At 54.4% G+C, this 16,506-nt stretch carries 15 protein-coding genes; 10 read left to right on the forward strand and 5 right to left on the reverse strand.

What is annotated here, in order from left to right; all coding sequences use genetic code 11:
- The first annotated feature begins 53 nt into the window (after positions 1-53).
- Positions 54-992, forward strand: a complete 939-nt coding sequence (locus tag JN414_RS03665; RefSeq protein WP_202206723.1) for a beta-propeller fold lactonase family protein — start codon at positions 54-56, stop codon at positions 990-992.
- 56 nt (positions 993-1,048) lie between these two features.
- On the opposite strand, the gene JN414_RS03670 is transcribed toward JN414_RS03665, so the two are convergent.
- Positions 1,049-3,316, reverse strand: coding sequence for a TonB-dependent hemoglobin/transferrin/lactoferrin family receptor (locus JN414_RS03670; RefSeq protein ID WP_202206804.1), 2,268 nt, complete (start codon positions 3,314-3,316; stop codon positions 1,049-1,051).
- Positions 3,317-3,567: 251 nt separating this feature from the next.
- Here JN414_RS03670 and JN414_RS03675 point away from each other — a divergent pair, with 251 nt between their 5' ends.
- The 9 genes from JN414_RS03675 to glpK all read left to right on the forward strand — a co-directional run bounded on the left by JN414_RS03675 (position 3,568) and on the right by glpK (position 12,458).
- The gene (locus JN414_RS03675) at positions 3,568-4,191 is read left to right on the forward strand and encodes a biliverdin-producing heme oxygenase (RefSeq protein WP_202206724.1); all 624 of its coding nucleotides are present in this window, start codon (positions 3,568-3,570) and stop codon (positions 4,189-4,191) included.
- 68 nt (positions 4,192-4,259) lie between these two features.
- Positions 4,260-5,174 carry a hemin ABC transporter substrate-binding protein gene (locus tag JN414_RS03680; protein WP_202206725.1) on the forward strand — a complete coding sequence of 305 codons (915 nt, stop codon included), beginning with the start codon at positions 4,260-4,262 and terminating at the stop codon, positions 5,172-5,174.
- 5 nt (positions 5,175-5,179) lie between these two features.
- Complete coding sequence (locus JN414_RS03685; protein WP_086633933.1) at positions 5,180-6,199, forward strand: iron ABC transporter permease; 1,020 nt, start codon at positions 5,180-5,182, stop codon at positions 6,197-6,199.
- Positions 6,196-7,038 carry a heme ABC transporter ATP-binding protein gene (locus tag JN414_RS03690; RefSeq protein WP_202206726.1) on the forward strand — a complete coding sequence of 281 codons (843 nt, stop codon included), beginning with the start codon at positions 6,196-6,198 and terminating at the stop codon, positions 7,036-7,038. Before JN414_RS03685 ends, JN414_RS03690 begins: the two co-directional genes overlap by 4 nt.
- Positions 7,023-7,337: an antibiotic biosynthesis monooxygenase gene (locus tag JN414_RS03695; RefSeq protein ID WP_046899501.1), complete on the forward strand. Its 315-nt coding sequence runs from the start codon at positions 7,023-7,025 to the stop codon at positions 7,335-7,337. The genes JN414_RS03690 and JN414_RS03695 overlap by 16 nt, the downstream gene beginning before the upstream one ends.
- A 121-nt stretch (positions 7,338-7,458) precedes the next feature.
- Positions 7,459-8,244: a DeoR/GlpR family DNA-binding transcription regulator gene (locus JN414_RS03700; protein ID WP_202206727.1), complete on the forward strand. Its 786-nt coding sequence runs from the start codon at positions 7,459-7,461 to the stop codon at positions 8,242-8,244.
- A gap of 120 nt (positions 8,245-8,364) precedes the next feature.
- Entirely contained in the window at positions 8,365-9,945 is a 1,581-nt protein-coding gene (gene glpD / locus JN414_RS03705) for a glycerol-3-phosphate dehydrogenase (protein WP_202206728.1), read from the forward strand.
- Positions 9,946-9,979: 34 nt separating this feature from the next.
- Positions 9,980-10,882, forward strand: a complete 903-nt coding sequence (locus JN414_RS03710) for an MIP/aquaporin family protein (protein ID WP_046899839.1) — start codon at positions 9,980-9,982, stop codon at positions 10,880-10,882.
- 25 nt (positions 10,883-10,907) lie between these two features.
- Positions 10,908-12,458 carry a glycerol kinase GlpK gene (gene glpK / locus JN414_RS03715; protein WP_202206729.1) on the forward strand — a complete coding sequence of 517 codons (1,551 nt, stop codon included), beginning with the start codon at positions 10,908-10,910 and terminating at the stop codon, positions 12,456-12,458.
- A 96-nt stretch (positions 12,459-12,554) separates the two neighbouring features.
- Here glpK and JN414_RS03720 read toward each other — a convergent pair whose 3' ends face one another.
- From JN414_RS03720 to JN414_RS03735, 4 genes are all read right to left on the reverse strand, one after another.
- Positions 12,555-12,740 carry a hypothetical protein gene (locus tag JN414_RS03720; protein WP_143412304.1) on the reverse strand — a complete coding sequence of 62 codons (186 nt, stop codon included), beginning with the start codon at positions 12,738-12,740 and terminating at the stop codon, positions 12,555-12,557.
- Positions 12,741-13,126: 386 nt separating this feature from the next.
- Entirely contained in the window at positions 13,127-13,372 is a 246-nt protein-coding gene (locus JN414_RS03725; protein ID WP_211516457.1) for a helix-turn-helix transcriptional regulator, read from the reverse strand.
- Positions 13,373-13,424: 52 nt separating this feature from the next.
- A complete protein-coding gene (gene mqo, locus JN414_RS03730) occupies positions 13,425-14,918 on the reverse strand; it encodes a malate dehydrogenase (quinone) (protein ID WP_202206731.1) in 1,494 nt (497 codons plus the stop codon).
- 42 nt (positions 14,919-14,960) lie between these two features.
- Complete coding sequence (locus JN414_RS03735) at positions 14,961-16,379, reverse strand: FAD-binding oxidoreductase (RefSeq protein WP_202206732.1); 1,419 nt, start codon at positions 16,377-16,379, stop codon at positions 14,961-14,963.
- Positions 16,380-16,506: the final 127 nt, after the last annotated feature.

A 16,506-nucleotide genomic window follows, 5' to 3' on the forward strand; every position in this document is an offset into this window, starting at 1 on the left:
TATATTGTTCTGTATCAGGAGTATCCTGAGACAAGTAAAAGCAAGGACGGTTTATGACTTCCAGTCATTGCAGCGGATTAATTGTCGTGGACAAGAAGGGCGCACAGCTTCTTTTCCTGGACCCGATAACGCTCGAAGTGCTGGATCATATTGGCGGCATGCCGAGCCTGCCACATGAACTGGCCATAGATAATGGTCGTGGGCTCGCATTTGTACCAGCCTACGGAAATGGTTTTCACGGCAACAATCCTGTCCCAAACCATTTCGTTTCAGTTATAGATCTGCATGCAAGAACCAGATTTTCAGACATTGATCTGACACCTCTTGAATCTCCGCATACGTTGCGTTTCGGTCCAGATGGTTTGCTGTATGTCTGCTGTGAGGCAAGCGCTGCCGTGGCGGTGATAGATCCGGAGACGAAGAGAGTAATACGTGTTCTGCAGGCATTTTCCCGGAATGCACATAGGCTCGCTGTTCTTCCGCAGCGTAAGCTTATCGTCACGGAAAACGAAGAAGATGCGACACTGACGGTTCTGCGTATTGGCGATGATAGCTTCAGGCGTACGATTGTTCTTCCTGCGCCCTCTGCTGGTATTGATCATCTGCCGGATGAAAAATTTCTCGTGGTCAGCAATGCCTTGCATCCTTCGTTATTTCTAATGGATGTCGATGGGGGAGAGCTGCGTCAGGAAGTTGAACTGAAGCATCATCATAAAAGTGCACAGATCGTGCGGGTTAGCCCCGATGGAAAATGGCTTCTTGTGATTGGAGATTTTGAACCGATTGTAACATTGATCAGCCTTCCTCAATGGGACCAGTACCCCGTTCCCGTTGGTCGGAAACCGATGGATGCGGCCTTTAGACCCGATGGCACAACAGTGCTTGTGGCGAATGAAGATGATGGCACATTGACTGAAATCCAACTTTCCAATCGCAAGGTGCTGCGAACAGTGAAAGCTGGCTTCGGGTGCGAGACACTTGGTTTTTTTTGAAACACCGTGACGTATTCTGGCGTGGGTCACGGTGTTTCAGGTCGGGGTTCTGACGCTTAGAAATTGATGAGCGTTGTCACTTTAAAACTGCGGCCGGGCTGCGTGTAATAGGACTTGGGAACGCTAATGCTGTCAGGTACATCCAATGCATTATAGTAACGTTTGTTGAACATATTATACATGCCGGCCTGCACGCGCAGGTTCGGGAAGAATTTTGGCGAGTACCAGCCTGTTAAATCGAAGAGTGCATAGCCCGGTGTCTTGTTCACATTAGACGCCATGTTCTGCACCTTGTTGCGTGCAGCCGCGAATGTCGTGGAGAAATTGGCGCCCCAGTGTTCCCGATTGTAGGCTACGCCCACAATTCCGCGGAATGGTGCAACCGAGTTCAGGTGAACATGTTCATCGGTATCCTGGCCATCAGAATAGGCAAGGGACGTCCATACCTGCCAGTAATTGGCGAAAGTCCAGTTAGCGCGTGCTTCTACGCCGTAGATACGGACATGCTGGCGGTTGACGTATTCGAAAACACCAAATGGGTAGTATCCGCCGATGCCGGCGGCTGCCGCTGTTGTCGTGATCGTATCGATGAAATTGTGGTAGTAATTATCGAAGAATGAAATTGTTGCGCCGCGTTTGGAATCTCCATATCGCGCCCCGACTTCCCAGCCACGACTGGTCTCGGGTTTGAGGTTCTGGTTCCCGATCGAGACATAGCTGCCTGTACCACCATAGGTCAGGTACATTTCTGTTGCGGAGGGCGCACGGAAAGCCTGTGAGTATTGTCCGTAAAGCGTAAGGTTTTTCAGCACCCGGGCTTCGACCAGAACTTTCGGAGAATAATGCGAGCCGCTGGCCCCGTCCGGTGTACCTTCATATGCGGCATTTCTAGCATAGCTTGCAGTGTATTGTGGGCTGCGTCTGTAATGATCGAAGCGGAATCCCGGCGTAACGTGGAGCCATTCCATTTTCCCGAAACCAATTCGGTCCTGCACTATCGCTCCAAGATCTGTGCCATGAACATCAGGCATATCGGACTGGTTTACATGCAAGAAACTGCACGAATAGATCCGTGGGCTGCAATTATCGAGACCCGCAGCATATTGGCTGGTGTCTGTAATATAGGCTTCTCCGCCAAGGGTAATGACGTGATGGAATGGGCCAGTGAAAATATTTGACGTGATGGAGCCGGTTGTTCCGTATGACTGAACAGCTAGATTGCTGTTCCTGTCATACTCCCCAATGGGAGCTGTCAGTCGAGTGGCGGCTGTGTCTGTGATTGAATTAACCTTTTGCCAGTAAGCAATGAGATGCGCTTCGCTGATAAAGGCTGTGGGCTTCTCAGACTTATAATCGTAGCTACCGGAAACGCGCGTGCGCTTGCTTTCTTCCAGTGTGTGATAGCGGCTGTAAGTTGAGCTGATACTGCTCAGAGTATTTTCGTTGTAATTCCGATCAAACACTTCACCCGTTAAGCCGAAGCGATGACCGCCTTCCACGTATTGATGAATTTTACCCAGGAAGTTTCCTTGTGTGTAGGAGGCTGGATCTTTGTCTGATCGTGTGGACCCAACGCCGCCTGTGCCCCCCATATTTCCGGTTTGGCTGCCGGTCTGATAGCCGCCCTGAACCAGGATCATTGTGTTATGATAACGTCCGGCAAGAGCCTGGTTGAGGTATCCACTTTCGCTGGAGCCATCATATGTCAGCTTGGTCAGGCCGCCATAAGCCTTGTTGCCTGTCAGAAGGTCTTCCGGGTCCAGCGTTTTGAGTGAAACAACACCGCCGAGTGCACCTGTTCCGAAAAAGCCGGAGTTCGCGTTTTTGACAATGTCGATCGAGCCAAGAGAATTGAAATCGTAGGATGAAACACCGCCGCTGACACCACGTGCGCCGTCATTCGCCCAGATCGTTCGAATGCCGTCTATGGTGGTGAGAATGCGGTTCTGATCCAGCCCACGCATATTAATGCTGAGATTGTTATTGTTGTAATTTACTCCCGCGTCCACGCGACGAGCATAGTCTGAAATGCTGTCAATCATGCGGGACTGAAGTGTTTTAAGCGTTGTTGTCAGAGTCATGACACGCGGTTTCCCGACGGCACTATAGTCCGCATCCGGGTCAACTTTCATTGACCCAATGATGTCTGCAACGGCCTGCCCTCGAACATGGAGGGGCTTGAGCTGAACTGTAGGCGCCGCTTCGGCGTGCGGTGGAATGCTGTCTGTTTTTGCATCTCCGACATTCTCCAAGCCGGTGCCGGACTGTGCCTGAGCAGACGGTAACGATGCAAAAATACAGACCAGCGCGGAGGTCGCCAGCATGGGCTGTCGCAGAAAACGTGTTGGACGAACGCTATGTCTGCTCATGGAAGCCATCACCCTTAAATGAGAACCGGTCGCATCTAATGGCGAGGGATTTTTATAGCGTCAATCTAAATGATAGTGATTCTCATTTTCATTGAAGGTGCCGGATGAATATGCCACACAGAGCCGCGTCGACTCTTTTCTTCGAGAAGGCGAGCCAACGATTCAGGTATTCATTCCGGCTGAGATCAAAAGGAGAAATGGCGGATATGAGCGCGTTTTTCACCGACAATACGCTGTCCCTGGCGCTCCGGGAAAAGACAAAATCCATTCATGACCGGACCGATCATAAGATCATGTCCATGGGAATTTTTTCCAGTCTGGATGGATATCGGATCTTTCTTTTGTCTCAGTATGTTTTCCTGCGAGATATGACAAATATTTACGAAAACGAAATATTGCGAAATCTTCTCCCTGATCTTAAGGCGCGTAACCGCTTTCCCTGGGTGGAAGCTGACATGAGAGATCTTGGTCTTACTGCCCCGATGGCGCATCGTGGGAATGTGATTCCGCTCAATCCTTCGGTTGCCGTAGGTTGGTTATATGTCGCGGAAGGATCGAAGCTTGGGGCGAATATTCTGTCCAAGATGGCGATGGCTCTGGGCCTGACAGAAAGTTTTGGAGCTCGTCATTTGGCGCCAGCCCCGGAAGGGCGGGGCTTATCGTGGAAAATGTTCAAAGCGGCAATCGATAACGCAGAACTGGACCGGGCTATGTGTGTTGCTGCGGCTGAAGAAGCCTTTGCGCGCTTCTCCAGTTGTATTGATCAGATGGTCGCTTTGAGTTCTGGGCGTGATTTTTCGTTCAGCCGGAATGAAAGAGCTAGCCTTTAAATGAGAATGACTTTCGATTGCATGGTTCCAGGCGACAGATGTTTCTTGATGCGAGAAGGGCAGGGGCGATGAATGGATTTGGTTTGGAACGCCGCAATTTTCTAAGTCTGATCTGCGCCAGCGCTTTAATGCCATCCTGTCTGCATGCTGCAACCCGTATGGTTACGGACAGTCGCGGTCGTCAGGTTGTTCTGGGAGCCGCTTCCAGAATTGCCTGTATTGGAGGAACAATCACCGAGACGCTTTATCGTCTTGGGGCCGCCGATCAAATTATCGCCGTTGATACGACTTCGACCTGGCCGGAAACTGCACTGAAAGATAAAAAATCTCTGGGCTATATGCGAGCCATCTCCTCGGAAGGGGTTTTATCCGTAAAGCCGGATCTCATTCTTGCGATGGACGCAGCAGGCCCGGCCGATGCCATGTCTCAGTTGGTGGCGTCAGGTATTCCGATTGTGTTTGTCGATTCAACGCCTTCGCCTGACGCTATTATCGGCCGGACGCAGTTTCTGGCAAAAGTTGTGAACCGTGAGCAGGCGGGCACGCAGCTTGCTCAGGATATTCAGCAGAAGTTTTCTGCTCTTAAAGACTGGCGCGACACACATGCTGCGTCACCGCGCGTCCTGTTTATTATGCGCATGACGAATAACCGTCCGCTCGCGGCGGGGCGTGGCACCGCTGCCGATGCCGTTATCCGGCTTGCAGGAGGCGTCAATGTCGGAGCGGATCTGCAGGGCTACAAGCTCCTGAACACAGAATCCCTTGTAGCCCTGAAGCCCGATATCATTCTCACAATGAACCAGGGGGGCGAGGATATCCGCAAAGCTTTCTTGAGCGACCCCGGATTCAGTTTGACGCCAGCGGGGCAAAAAAAAGCCATTGTAGAAATGGAAGGGGAGCGCCTTCTAGGATTTGGTCCGAGAACGCCCGAAGCTGCGCTGGATCTGGCACGACTGATGGCAAAAGCGGAGCATCCTGCGTGAGGGCAATGCGCGTGCATGCGGGCTGGATCTTACTATCGCTTCTGCCGCTGCTAATTCTTGTCATGCTGGTCGCAGTCGAGGTTGGTGCAAGCGGGGCAGGCATTGGTACGCTCCTGCATGCACCGGACGTTGCGACCAGAAATCTAGCCTGGATGGTGATCGCGCATATTCGTGCACCACGTGTCGTGCTCGCCGCCATGGCTGGTGCAGCTTTGGGGGCCGCGGGTGCAACGATGCAGGGGCTTTTTCGGAATCCATTGGCTGATCCGGGGTTGATTGGCGTGTCTTCCGGGGCGGCTCTGGCTGCTTCATGCGTCATTGTACTGGGCGTTGATATGGCTCAGTCAGGGTTTCTAAACGGTTGGGCCGTGCCTTTGGCCGGAATGCTGGGCAGCTTTCTCGTCACACTCCTCCTTTACGTCTTTGCGACCCGCGCTGGCATCACCTCTGTCACGACTGTTCTGTTGGCTGGCGTCGCGTTCGGAGCTTTTTCTGGTGCATTGACGGGCATTCTCATTTTTCGTGCCAACGACACGGCGCTGCGAGATCTGACGTTCTGGACTCTTGGGAGTTTCTCGGGGGCAAATTGGGAACGTATTGGCCTGCTCTCGCCATTTCTTGTCCTTGCAGGCGTGATTGCGACACGTCTTGCTGTTCCTCTGAACGCCATGCTTCTGGGTGAAGCAGATGCTGCTTTGATGGGGTATCCTGTCGAGCGGACAAAACGGCTGGCAATGCTGGGGGTGGCTGCATCCGTCGGGCCGGTAGTCGCGTTTGTGGGCGCCATTGGTTTTGTTGGCGTTGTAGTTCCTCACCTTGTGAGGTTGGTCACCGGTCCAGACCACCGTCTGGTTCTGCCTGGCAGCGCTCTTCTTGGGGCTATTCTTCTCACTGCGGCTGATACGATTGCCAGACTGGTTGCGGCCCCTGCGGAACTGCCTGTTGGCATAATTACCGCAGCACTCGGAACCCCGGTCTTTGTCTGGCTTTTGAGCCGCATTCATGGAGCGGACATTCCATCATGACACTGGAAATTCAGAACGTCTCAGCCAGAGCAGGTGGTCGTGAGATTGTTCACAACCTTGATCTGGCGCTCGCGGCAGGAGAAATTGTTGCTGTTGTGGGACCTAACGGCGCGGGCAAAAGTACGCTCCTGAAGCTCGCATGCGGCTTGATGTCGCTACATGGCGGTGAGATCCGCTTTGATGGCTCAAAAATTGGATCGCTTTCCGCAGGCGAACTTTCTCGCCGCCGGGCGCTCTTGCCCCAGGAGTGTCCGATGCGCGCGCGCTTCACGGCGCTGGAGCTGGTTCTTATGGGGACAGCTATTTCGGGGCAGGGCCGCCCGATGGCTGCGCGTGTTGCGATTGCACAGGACACGCTGGATCGCGTCGGGCTGTCATCGTTCATGGAACGCGACATTATGACGCTATCCGGGGGGGAAAGGCAGCGCGTTCATCTTGCGCGGGTGCTGGCGCAGCTTGAGGCCGCAGCGCGGGACGGCGTGCCCGGCTGTCTGTTGTTGGATGAACCTTTGTCCGCACAGGATATGGCACGGCAGCGCCTCATTCTTCAGATTGCAAAGATGCATGCCGCGCATGGCGGAAGCGTGTTGCTGGTTCTGCATGATCTGAACTGGGCTGCGGCCTGTGCCGATCGTATCGTCGTTATGCATCAGGGGCGGATACAATCACACGGTCTCCCCCGTGACATCCTGACTTCTGAACTTCTCCACGACGTTTTTGGGATTCCTGATGGCTGCATTCATCAACATTGCAGCACGGGGCGTCCGTTCATTGTTCCGCATGATCTCGTCATGCCGGAAGATATCAACAAGAGAGAGACATCATGTATATTGCAATGAACCGTTTCAAGGTACGGCCTGATAGCGAAGATGCTTTTCGGCAGCGCTGGCTGGAGCGGGAGGTCCTGCTGAAGACCGTTCCAGGATTTGTCAGTTTTCAATTCCTGCAGGGGCCAGCCAAAGAAGATCATGTTCTTTATGCGTCTCATACGGTCTGGGAATCTTATGAGGCCTTTGTTGGCTGGACACAGTCTGAGCAGTTCCGCGCTGCTCATGCGGGCGCCGGGCAAGGCAAAGTGCTGACCGTAGGGCCGCCAGTCTTTGAAGGCTTCAAGGTTCTTCAGAATATCGAAATCTGAAATGTCTTTGATGGTGGGGTGATTAAAAAGCGTCACGGGGTCTGTCGCTGACAAAGTTCGTGATTGCGCGTTTTTGTTCGTGTTGTCACACTGCTCTGTAAATCACTTCAGGTCAGTGTACATGAGCAACCCCACCATCAGGATCAACCCTCGTCAGGAACAGATCATCCGACTGGTTCGCAGTCAGGGCTATGTGTCGAACGAAGACATGGCACAGCAGTTCGATGTGGCGGTGCAAACCATTCGGCGGGACATTGGGTTTCTGGCAGAGCAGGGGCTACTGACTCGACATCACGGCGGAGCGACACCGAACTCCACCATTGAAAATATCGCCTACAATGAACGGCAGATACTGAACCTGAAGGCCAAGGATGCGATTGGCCGTTGCGCGGCGTCTCTCATTCCTGACCGCTCGTCCCTGTTTATTAATATTGGTACGACAACCGAGGCTTTCGCTCGTTCTCTCGGCGGCCATCGGGACCTGCGGGTCGTGACTAACAACCTCCATGTTGCGTCTCTTATTTCCGGAAGACCTGATTTTAGAACCGTGATCGCAGCGGGAGAGCTCCGTCCCAAGGACGGGGCAATTCTGGGCGCTGCTGCGATTGAGACCCTGGATTCTTTTCGGACAGAGTTCGGCGTGATCGGCATCAGTGGTATCGCAGATGACGGGACATTGCTGGATTTCGACCTGAATGAAATTCAGTGTGCCCGTACGATTATCCGAAATTCTCGCCGTGTTCTGCTGCTGGCAGATCATACAAAATTCAGTCGGCAGCCCATGGGGCGCGTGGGTGGACTGGCAGATATTGACGATCTGATTACCGATCGCCCCGTCTCGGACGCATTTCAGGCGCTTCTGGACGCGGCAAATGTGACGCTACATATCGCTCAAACATCACAGTAGTGCGCGAAAAAAAGAACACTAATCTGTTATAAACCGAAGATCCCTCTTTACTTTATCGTTCAATATGCGCGAAAACGAACATCAGATGCTCGTTTTGGAGCGTGGTGGCAGGAGATTGTTATGTCATCGATTCGTGAAGTTTCGCCTTCAAGCCCGCACAGCGCGCCTTATGACGTGCTTGTGGTCGGTGGGGGCATCAACGGCTGCGGCATTGCCCGTGATGCCGCAGGCCGTGGTGCGAAGGTTATCCTTGTCGAGCAGGATGACCTTGCAAGCCATACGTCTTCTGCCAGCACCAAGCTGATCCACGGTGGTCTGCGATATCTGGAATATTACGAATTCCGGCTGGTGCGTGAGGCCCTGATTGAGCGTGAGCGTCTGTTAAAGATTGCGCCGCACATCATCTGGCCGATGCGTTTCGTTCTGCCACACTCCAAGATGCTGCGTCCTGCCTGGCTGCTACGGACCGGCCTGTTCCTGTACGATCACCTGTGCACGACCATGACGTTGCCGAAAACGCGCGCGGTGAACCTCCGCACGGACGTGACGGGGCGCCCTCTCAAGAGCGAATACGTGCGTGGGTTCGAATATTCCGATGGCTGGGTGCAGGACAGCCGTCTGGTTGTGCTCAATGCCATGGATGCCACCCGTCTGGGGGCCTCCATCAACACGCGCACCAAACTTGTGAAAGCTGAACGTGGGCCACAGCTCTGGACCGCAACGCTTCTTGACCGCGACAGTGGTGAAGAACGGACAGTTCAGGCCAAGACCATTGTGAATGCAGCTGGACCATGGGTCGCAGAGCTTCTTCAGGATCGTGTTGGCGTGCAGAGCCGTAACAAGGTGCGTCTCGTCAAGGGAAGCCACATTGTGGTGCCACGCCTGTTCGAGAGCAAGCAGGCTTATATCCTGCAAAATCCGGACAAGCGGATTGTGTTCGCGATCCCCTACGAGCAGGATTTCACGCTCATTGGCACGACGGACGTTCCCTGGGAACAGGACCCTGGCAAGGTTGAAATCTCAGGAGATGAAATCAAGTATCTTTGCGAGAGCGTCAGCCGCTATTTCCAGAAGTCAGTCAGTCCGGATGATGTGGTCTGGACGTATGCCGGTGTTCGTCCGCTTTATGACGACAACTCTGGCAATGCCTCCGCTGTAACGCGCGACTACGTGCTGGATGTTGATGCGTCTGGTGCGCCGATCCTGTCTGTTTTTGGCGGCAAGATCACGACGTTCCGCAAGCTGGCCGAGCATGCACTTGAAAAGCTGGTTCCACATCTTCCTGTGCTGGGCGGTCCATCCTGGACTGCTGAGACGCCATTGCCTGGCGGTGATTTTGCACCGGCTGATTTTGACCGTCAGGTGGCGAAGCTGCAGGCGTATGCGCCTCATCTGGCCCCTTACACAGCATGGCGGCTCATGCGGAATTACGGTTTGCGGGCGTTTGATATCGCTACGCAGGCAGAAGCCGATATGGGGCAGTGGTTCGGCAAGACACTGAGTGCGCGCGAAGTCGATTATCTGATCGACAACGAATGGGCACGGTCTGCGCAGGACGTGCTGTGGCGCCGCTCGAAGCTGGGTCTGTTCATGACCGATGCCGAGAAAGCCGCACTCCAGACCTATATCGAGGAGCGTGCCGGAACAGAACGTTCGGCTGGCTCCGAGACCTCCGGAACATGGCGGCAGGACGTCGCCTGATCTTTCCTTCAATTCTCATGTCGGACATCCGGTCATGTCAGAGAATAAACGCTACCTTGGTGAACTCCTTGCTGAGTTCTTTGCTGTCGCCATCATTATTCTCTTCGGAGATGGCGTCGCTGCCATGTATTCGCTTTACGATCCCAGCCCGTACAAGACGGCCTACTGGGGCGTCTGTATCGTCTGGGGGCTGTCCGTTACAGTTGCGATTTACGCGACCGGGGCAGTCAGCGGCACGCACGCCAACCCGGCTGTGACGCTCTCACTTGCGCTCTTCCGTGGGTTCTCATGGAAGAAGGTCGTACCCTACATTGGTGCTCAGGTTCTGGGTGGTCTGGCGGGCGCGGCACTTGTGTACTCGCTCTATGTGCCGGTCATTGACCACTACAATGCGGCTCATGGCCTGACGCGTGCACTGGATGGCGGCTCTGCTGGGGTGTTTTTCACGCATCCGGGCGATTTCATCAGTGTCGCTCATGCGTTCTGGGATGAGGCTGTTCTGACCGGTATTCTGGTGTTCGGTATTTTCGCCGTGACCTGCCAATACAATACACAGGCTCCGCAGGCGAATTCCGGTGCGCTGATCATTGGTCTTCTGGTTGCAATCATCGGTGCGTCTGCCGGGTATCTGGAAGCCTGGGCCATCAATCCGGCTCGTGACTTTGGTCCACGCCTGTTCTGCTTCTTTGCAGGGTGGGGGCAGGCTGCCATTCCGGCTCCGTCTAACTACTGGTGGGTGCCAATTGCAGCGCCAATGGTCGGTGGTCCGATTGGTGCCGCGATCTACCAGTATGGTCTTCGCCCCTTCATGCCTCGGATTTCTGTGGTAGCATCTGCGCCATCATCTGAAGCGCTAAACCTGGCCGAGCCTGTGCTCGTCGTTTCGAACCCTTCCGTACCTGCCTCGACAGGTCCCGTCATCGACAAGGTCTCTTGATCTGTCCGTTTCCGGAGTAAGTAGCATGGCAAAGAAAGACTACATTCTCGCGATCGATCAGGGCACGACATCGACCCGCAGTATTGTTTTCGACAGCAATGCCCGCGCCGTGTCCATCTCACGTAGCGAATTCCCCCAGCACTATCCTGAGCTGGGTTGGGTCGAGCATGACGTGGAAGATATTTGGGAAGACGTTCTCGAGACGGCGCGTGAAGCGATTTCCACAGCTGGTGGTGTTGGGCGGATTGCTGCGATTGGCATTACCAATCAGCGCGAAACAGTCGTGGTCTGGGATCGCAAGACCGGCAAGCCCATTCATAATGCGCTTGTCTGGCAGGATCGCCGGACGGCTCAGGAATGCAATCGCCTGCGTGAGCAGGGCGCCGAAGAAATTGTTCGTGATAAGACGGGCCTTCTGCTGGACCCGTACTTCTCAGCAAGCAAGATTGCCTGGCTTCTTGATAACGTTGCAGGTGCCCGCAAGCGTGCTGAAGCAGGGGAACTGGCCGCGGGCACGATCGACAGCTTCCTTCTGTGGCGTCTGACGGGTGGCAAACGCCATGCAACCGACATCACGAATGCCTGCCGTACTTCACTGTTCAACATTCACACCCTTCAGTGGGATGATGAACTGCTGAACCTGTTCAATGTGCCTCGTGCGCTTCTGCCTGAAGTCCAGGACAATAGCGGCCTGTTTGGCAAAACAGAGCCTGACCTGTTCGGTGAGTCCATCGTGATCGGTGGTATGGCGGGTGACCAGCATGCTGCTCTGATCGGGCAGGCCTGTTTTGAAGAAGGCATGGCGAAAGCGACCTATGGTACGGGCTGCTTCATGCTCCTGAACACAGGCGAAAAGCCAATTCAGTCCAATAACCGTCTGCTGACAACCATTGGTTACCGGATTGGTAACAAGACGACCTATGCTCTCGAAGGATCCATCTTCGTGGCAGGCGCCGGCATCAAGTGGCTGCGTGATGGTCTGCAACTGATCACGCATGCGTCACAGACCGATGATATGGCAACCCGTATTCCGGACAGCCATGGCGTTTACATGGTGCCAGCTTTTGTCGGACTTGGCGCGCCACATTGGGATCCTGAAGCCCGTGGCATGATCTGTGGTCTCACGCTGGGCTCGACGCAGGCACACATTGCCCGCGCGATGCTGGAATCTGTTGCGTATCAGACCTATGACCTCGTTCACGCCATGCGTCAGGACGGTGCGATGCGGGCCAAGACGTTGCGTATTGACGGTGGCATGGCCGCTAACGACTGGTTTGCCCAGTTCCTCGCCAGCATGCTCAAGGCCGATGTGGAGCGCCCTGTAAACGTCGAGACGACGGCCGTTGGCGCTGCTTTCCTTGCCGGCTTGTATGTTGGTGTCTGGGGTAGCCTGGAAGAAGTTGCGGCAACCTGGGCTCAGGAGCGTCTGTTCTCTCCGCGTATGGATCCTGCACAGCGTCGCATCATGCTGGACGGCTGGCAGAATGCAGTTCAGCGCACCCTGACGCCGCATGCGGCAAGTGCTGCCCCGGTGCGCGCCAGTAAGCCAAAGGTTGATACAGTTCAGGCAGCCTGACCGCTCTTCAGGTCTGCTTGATATGGCCGGTCTATTCGTCGGGGGACGAAGGCCGGCCTTTTTTATGTTCTGGGTCGGACAGGAAAAATTGGAATTTCAGGCGGCGTCCGGTGATGATGGCTGATCGCGTTCCAGCCAGGCGAGTGTGCCAATTTGTGCTGCCGACGCGAGGGTCACAAGATAATTGAGGCAGAGAAAAGCTTGAGTAATGAGGCTGATTGTTTTCAGTTGGCTCAGCTGAAACTGGTCATGAATGAGCGTAAAAGCCAGTAACAGAGGCATGATGACAGCTCCTGCACTCATCACGACGAGGGCAGAGTTTCGGCATGTCAGGATGGTTTGCTGCTCTCGTTCATCCCTGTCCCAGGCACTCAGTCTGTATAAAGGATGCTGCAGTTTTATCCGGGCGCAAATATTCAAAAGAAACGTTCCGCTAATAAAAAATACTGACATCATCCAGCCGGGGCTCAGCAGGAATATTGCACTTGGGAAAAGTATGGTCGCGCAGACTGCAATCGTGACAGGTTTCCAGAGGGGAATTGTGCTTGTCGGTGACACGGGTGTTCCGTCTGGAAACAGTCCCCCAAGCCAGAAAACAGGACGGCCAATGATATTGGCTACATTGTCCATGACGCTGAAAAATTTGTCAGTGGGGCGAGGAGAGAATGTCACTGTTTTCCAGCCTCCATGCGCGCGCGCATCTGTTCGACAAGTGAATCAAATGGCGTCAGAGAGAAAACCATTTCGACCTCTGCTTTCAGAACCGCACAGATCTTCATCGCGAGTTCCAGACTGGGTTTGTAATCGCCGCGTTCCAGATAGCCGATCGTCTGGGGGTTAACCTTTACGGCTTCAGCGAGGTCTTTACGCGAAAGACCTCGTTCAGCCCGGAAGAGAGCAATACGGTTATGCATCAATGTTGTGTATACACAACGGATGAATGCTTTTCTACAATTTTAGACGCACTCAGGCATCAATATTCAAGGTAGCAGCGGTGTTCGTACGTAATTCGCGGCAAAGGGTAGCGTTCTGTTTCAGATCCACCCCATAAGCTGGGAAAATCTCTTTAAGACGTGGCAGCCACTCATTTGGAGAAATCTTCTGAGAAAAGCACTTTTCCACGACTTGCAGAGCTACTGAGGCTGCGATGGATGCCCCCGGCGATGCACCGAGAATTGCAACAAGCGACTGATCGGAACTGCGGACCAGCTCTGTGCCGAAGCGCAGGACACCATGAAGGCCTTTGTCCGGCTTGATGATCTGAACACGCTGCCCGGCCACAATTTTCGTCCACTGGCTTTCATTAGCCTGAGGGTAGAAGTTCAGAAGGGACTGGAAGCGCTTGTGGTTGCTCTGTGTTACTTCGCGCACCAGATAGTTCAGGAGCGAAAGATTGTCTTTGCCTGCGGTCATGGCGGGAATGATGTTGCTGTTGTTCAAGGAGTGGAAATAGTCCCGCCAGGAGCCGCTCTTGAGAAACTTGGTGGAAAAACCCGCATACGGACCAAAAAGAAGGCAGGATTTCCCGTCGATCACCCGCGTATCCAGATGTGGGACAGACATCGGGGGAGATCCGACGGGCGCTTTTCCATAAACTTTCGCATGATGGCGCTGCGTGATGGCAGGGTTGGTGCATTGCAGCCACAAGCCGCTCACTGGGAAGCCTGCGTACCGGCGTGCTTCAGGAATACCGGATTTCTGAAGGAGGGGCAGTGCTGCACCACCTGCGCCGATAAAGACAAACCGCGTCAGCACAGACCTGTGCGCCCCCGTTTGCATATTGACGGCAGTGACACGCCAACGACCATCGGTTGTTTTGGTCAGGTCCGTCACGCGATGACGGTAAAAGCTGTGGAAGCCGGTGGTGTTTTGCATGCCAGAGAGAAGGCTTCTGGTCAGGGCCCCGAAATCGACATCCGTTCCGCTTTTAATGCGGGTTGCTGCTACAGGAATGGACAGATCCCGACCTTCCATCGCAAGAGGTGCCCAACTCGCAATCACTGCAGGATCTTCGCTGTATTCCATCCCGTCAAAGCAGTGGTGGCCAGCCATGGCGTTGTAGCGCGCTTTAAGAAAAGCAACGTCGGCCTCGCCCCAGACAAGGCTGACGTGAGGGCAGGCGTGAATGAACGTGCTCGGATCTGCAATGCGGCCCGTCCGCACCCAATGCGCCCAGAGCTGGCGGGAAATATCGAACTCGGTGTTGACCGCCAGAGCCTTGGAAATATCCACGCTGCCATCTGCACGCTGCGGCGTGTAATTCAGTTCACAGTTTCCTGCGTGCCCGGTCCCGGCATTGTTCCAGGCCTTTGAACTTTCCTGCCCACACTGCTCCAGTGTTTCAAACAGCGTAATGGAGAGTTCGGGGGACAGTTCTTTGAGGAGGGCGGCGAAAGTTGCGCTCATGATGCCGCCTCCAATCAGAACGACATCCGGGAACGCGGCAGAAGCTGAAGACATTGCAGGCAGGGTCCGTAAAAGCAGAATATCAGAAGGGTGGTGTTATCCCCGATAAACGGGCCCGTTGGGAAGCAGCTTTCCCGGATTGAGAATATGGTGAGGGTCCATCGTATTCTTCAGCGCACGCATGACGCCGAGTGAGCCTTCACCGTGCTCCTGAGCCAAAAACTCCAGTTTCCCCAGTCCAACACCGTGCTCGCCACTACAGGAACCCCCGAGAGCCAGCGCCCGACCGACAATTTTCCGGTCCAGATCCAGGGCTTGAGCATAGCCGTCCGGGGAATGTTCGGTGATGATGAGCGTATGGAAATTTCCGTCTCCGACGTGGCCGAGAAGCGGGGCCTTAAGACCGGATGCGGCAATGTCGCTTGAGACACCGGCAATCAGTTCCCCCAGTCGTGAGATTGGAACAATGCAGTCTGTTGAGATGACCCGGGCGGTTGGATCGATGGCCTTTGCGGCCCAGTAGGCATCATGGCGCGCTTTCCATAGACGTGCCCGGTCTTCCGCGCTTTCGGCCCAGGCAAAACCAAGCCCATTGTTTGCGAGAGCAATTTCCTGGGTCGCTGTAACCTGTTCCTGTACGGCAGCAGGCGCGCCCGCAAATTCAAAAAATAATGTTGTAAGAGGGCGATAGCCGGTCAATTTGGAGTATCGGATGGATGCATCCATCTGAACACTATCCATTAATTCCACACGGTTAATCGGAATGCCGCATTGGATGATTTCCATTGCAGTCTGAACAGCATCGTTCAAAGATTCAAATTGGCAAACTGCAGCGGAGAGGGTGTCAGGGCGGCCATGCAGCTTGAGCTGGATTTCCGTAATAATCCCGAGCGTGCCTTCAGAGCCGATGAAGAGGGACGTCAGATCATAACCGGTGGAAGATTTGCGGACGCGCCCTCCGGTTCGGATCACTTCGCCTGTTGCAAGCACGACAGTCAGACCCAGCACGTTTTCCTTCATCGTGCCGTAGCGCACGGCTGCCGTTCCGGAAGCGCGGGTCGCGCACATGCCGCCCAGCGTAGCTTCACCGCCCGGATCGACAGGGAAGAAAAGTCCGGTATCGCGGATTTGTGTGTTGAGAGCCTGTCGGGTGAGACCAGCCTGGACGCGGCAGTCCAGATCCTCCGGGTTTATCTCTACAATGCCGGTCATGCGGGAGAGATCGAGGCTGATGGCGTGTTCTGGCGGCGTGACATGCCCTTCAACAGAAGTGCCAGCACCAAACGCGACTAAAGGAACGCGGGAGGCATGACATTCCTTCAGAACGGTTGAAACATCGTCCGTGCTCTCAGCGAAGATGACGGCTCCAGGCAGGCGAGCTGCTTCCATGGCTTCGCCGTGACTGTGTTCTTCCAGCACGGAGGGGGCTGTGCTGATCCGGCTTCCCAGTGTTGCAGCGAGCCGGGAAAGAACAGTCTGAAGGCGTTCTTCAGCGGAAGGAGAAAGAACCGTCATGGAATATCCGAAATGGAAAGTCGTCAATTTTGTAAAATTATTATAAATCTGATGACTGAAAAGACAATCTATATGCGGTGTTGTCCCATGCTCCAGATAAGAAAAACGCCCCATGTTGGGGCGTCTT

Source organism: Gluconobacter sp. Gdi (assembly GCF_014132155.1).
Lineage (GTDB): Bacteria > Pseudomonadota > Alphaproteobacteria > Acetobacterales > Acetobacteraceae > Gluconobacter.

What these genes read in the sequence shown, in the direction of transcription:
- JN414_RS03665 (WP_202206723.1), top strand. Translation starts at nt 54, where the DNA reads ATGACTTCCAGTCATTGCAGCGGATTAATTGTCGTGGACAAGAAGGGC.
- JN414_RS03670 (WP_202206804.1), bottom strand. Translation starts at nt 3,316, where the DNA reads ATGCTGGCGACCTCCGCGCTGGTCTGTATTTTTGCATCGTTACCGTCT.
- JN414_RS03675 (WP_202206724.1), top strand. Translation starts at nt 3,568, where the DNA reads ATGAGCGCGTTTTTCACCGACAATACGCTGTCCCTGGCGCTCCGGGAA.
- JN414_RS03680 (WP_202206725.1), top strand. Translation starts at nt 4,260, where the DNA reads ATGAATGGATTTGGTTTGGAACGCCGCAATTTTCTAAGTCTGATCTGC.
- JN414_RS03685 (WP_086633933.1), top strand. Translation starts at nt 5,180, where the DNA reads ATGCGCGTGCATGCGGGCTGGATCTTACTATCGCTTCTGCCGCTGCTA.
- JN414_RS03690 (WP_202206726.1), top strand. Translation starts at nt 6,196, where the DNA reads ATGACACTGGAAATTCAGAACGTCTCAGCCAGAGCAGGTGGTCGTGAG.
- JN414_RS03695 (WP_046899501.1), top strand. Translation starts at nt 7,023, where the DNA reads ATGTATATTGCAATGAACCGTTTCAAGGTACGGCCTGATAGCGAAGAT.
- JN414_RS03700 (WP_202206727.1), top strand. Translation starts at nt 7,459, where the DNA reads ATGAGCAACCCCACCATCAGGATCAACCCTCGTCAGGAACAGATCATC.
- glpD (WP_202206728.1), top strand. Translation starts at nt 8,365, where the DNA reads ATGTCATCGATTCGTGAAGTTTCGCCTTCAAGCCCGCACAGCGCGCCT.
- JN414_RS03710 (WP_046899839.1), top strand. Translation starts at nt 9,980, where the DNA reads ATGTCAGAGAATAAACGCTACCTTGGTGAACTCCTTGCTGAGTTCTTT.
- glpK (WP_202206729.1), top strand. Translation starts at nt 10,908, where the DNA reads ATGGCAAAGAAAGACTACATTCTCGCGATCGATCAGGGCACGACATCG.
- JN414_RS03720 (WP_143412304.1), bottom strand. Translation starts at nt 12,740, where the DNA reads ATGCCTCTGTTACTGGCTTTTACGCTCATTCATGACCAGTTTCAGCTG.
- JN414_RS03725 (WP_211516457.1), bottom strand. Translation starts at nt 13,372, where the DNA reads ATGCATAACCGTATTGCTCTCTTCCGGGCTGAACGAGGTCTTTCGCGT.
- mqo (WP_202206731.1), bottom strand. Translation starts at nt 14,918, where the DNA reads ATGTCTTCAGCTTCTGCCGCGTTCCCGGATGTCGTTCTGATTGGAGGC.
- JN414_RS03735 (WP_202206732.1), bottom strand. Translation starts at nt 16,379, where the DNA reads ATGACGGTTCTTTCTCCTTCCGCTGAAGAACGCCTTCAGACTGTTCTT.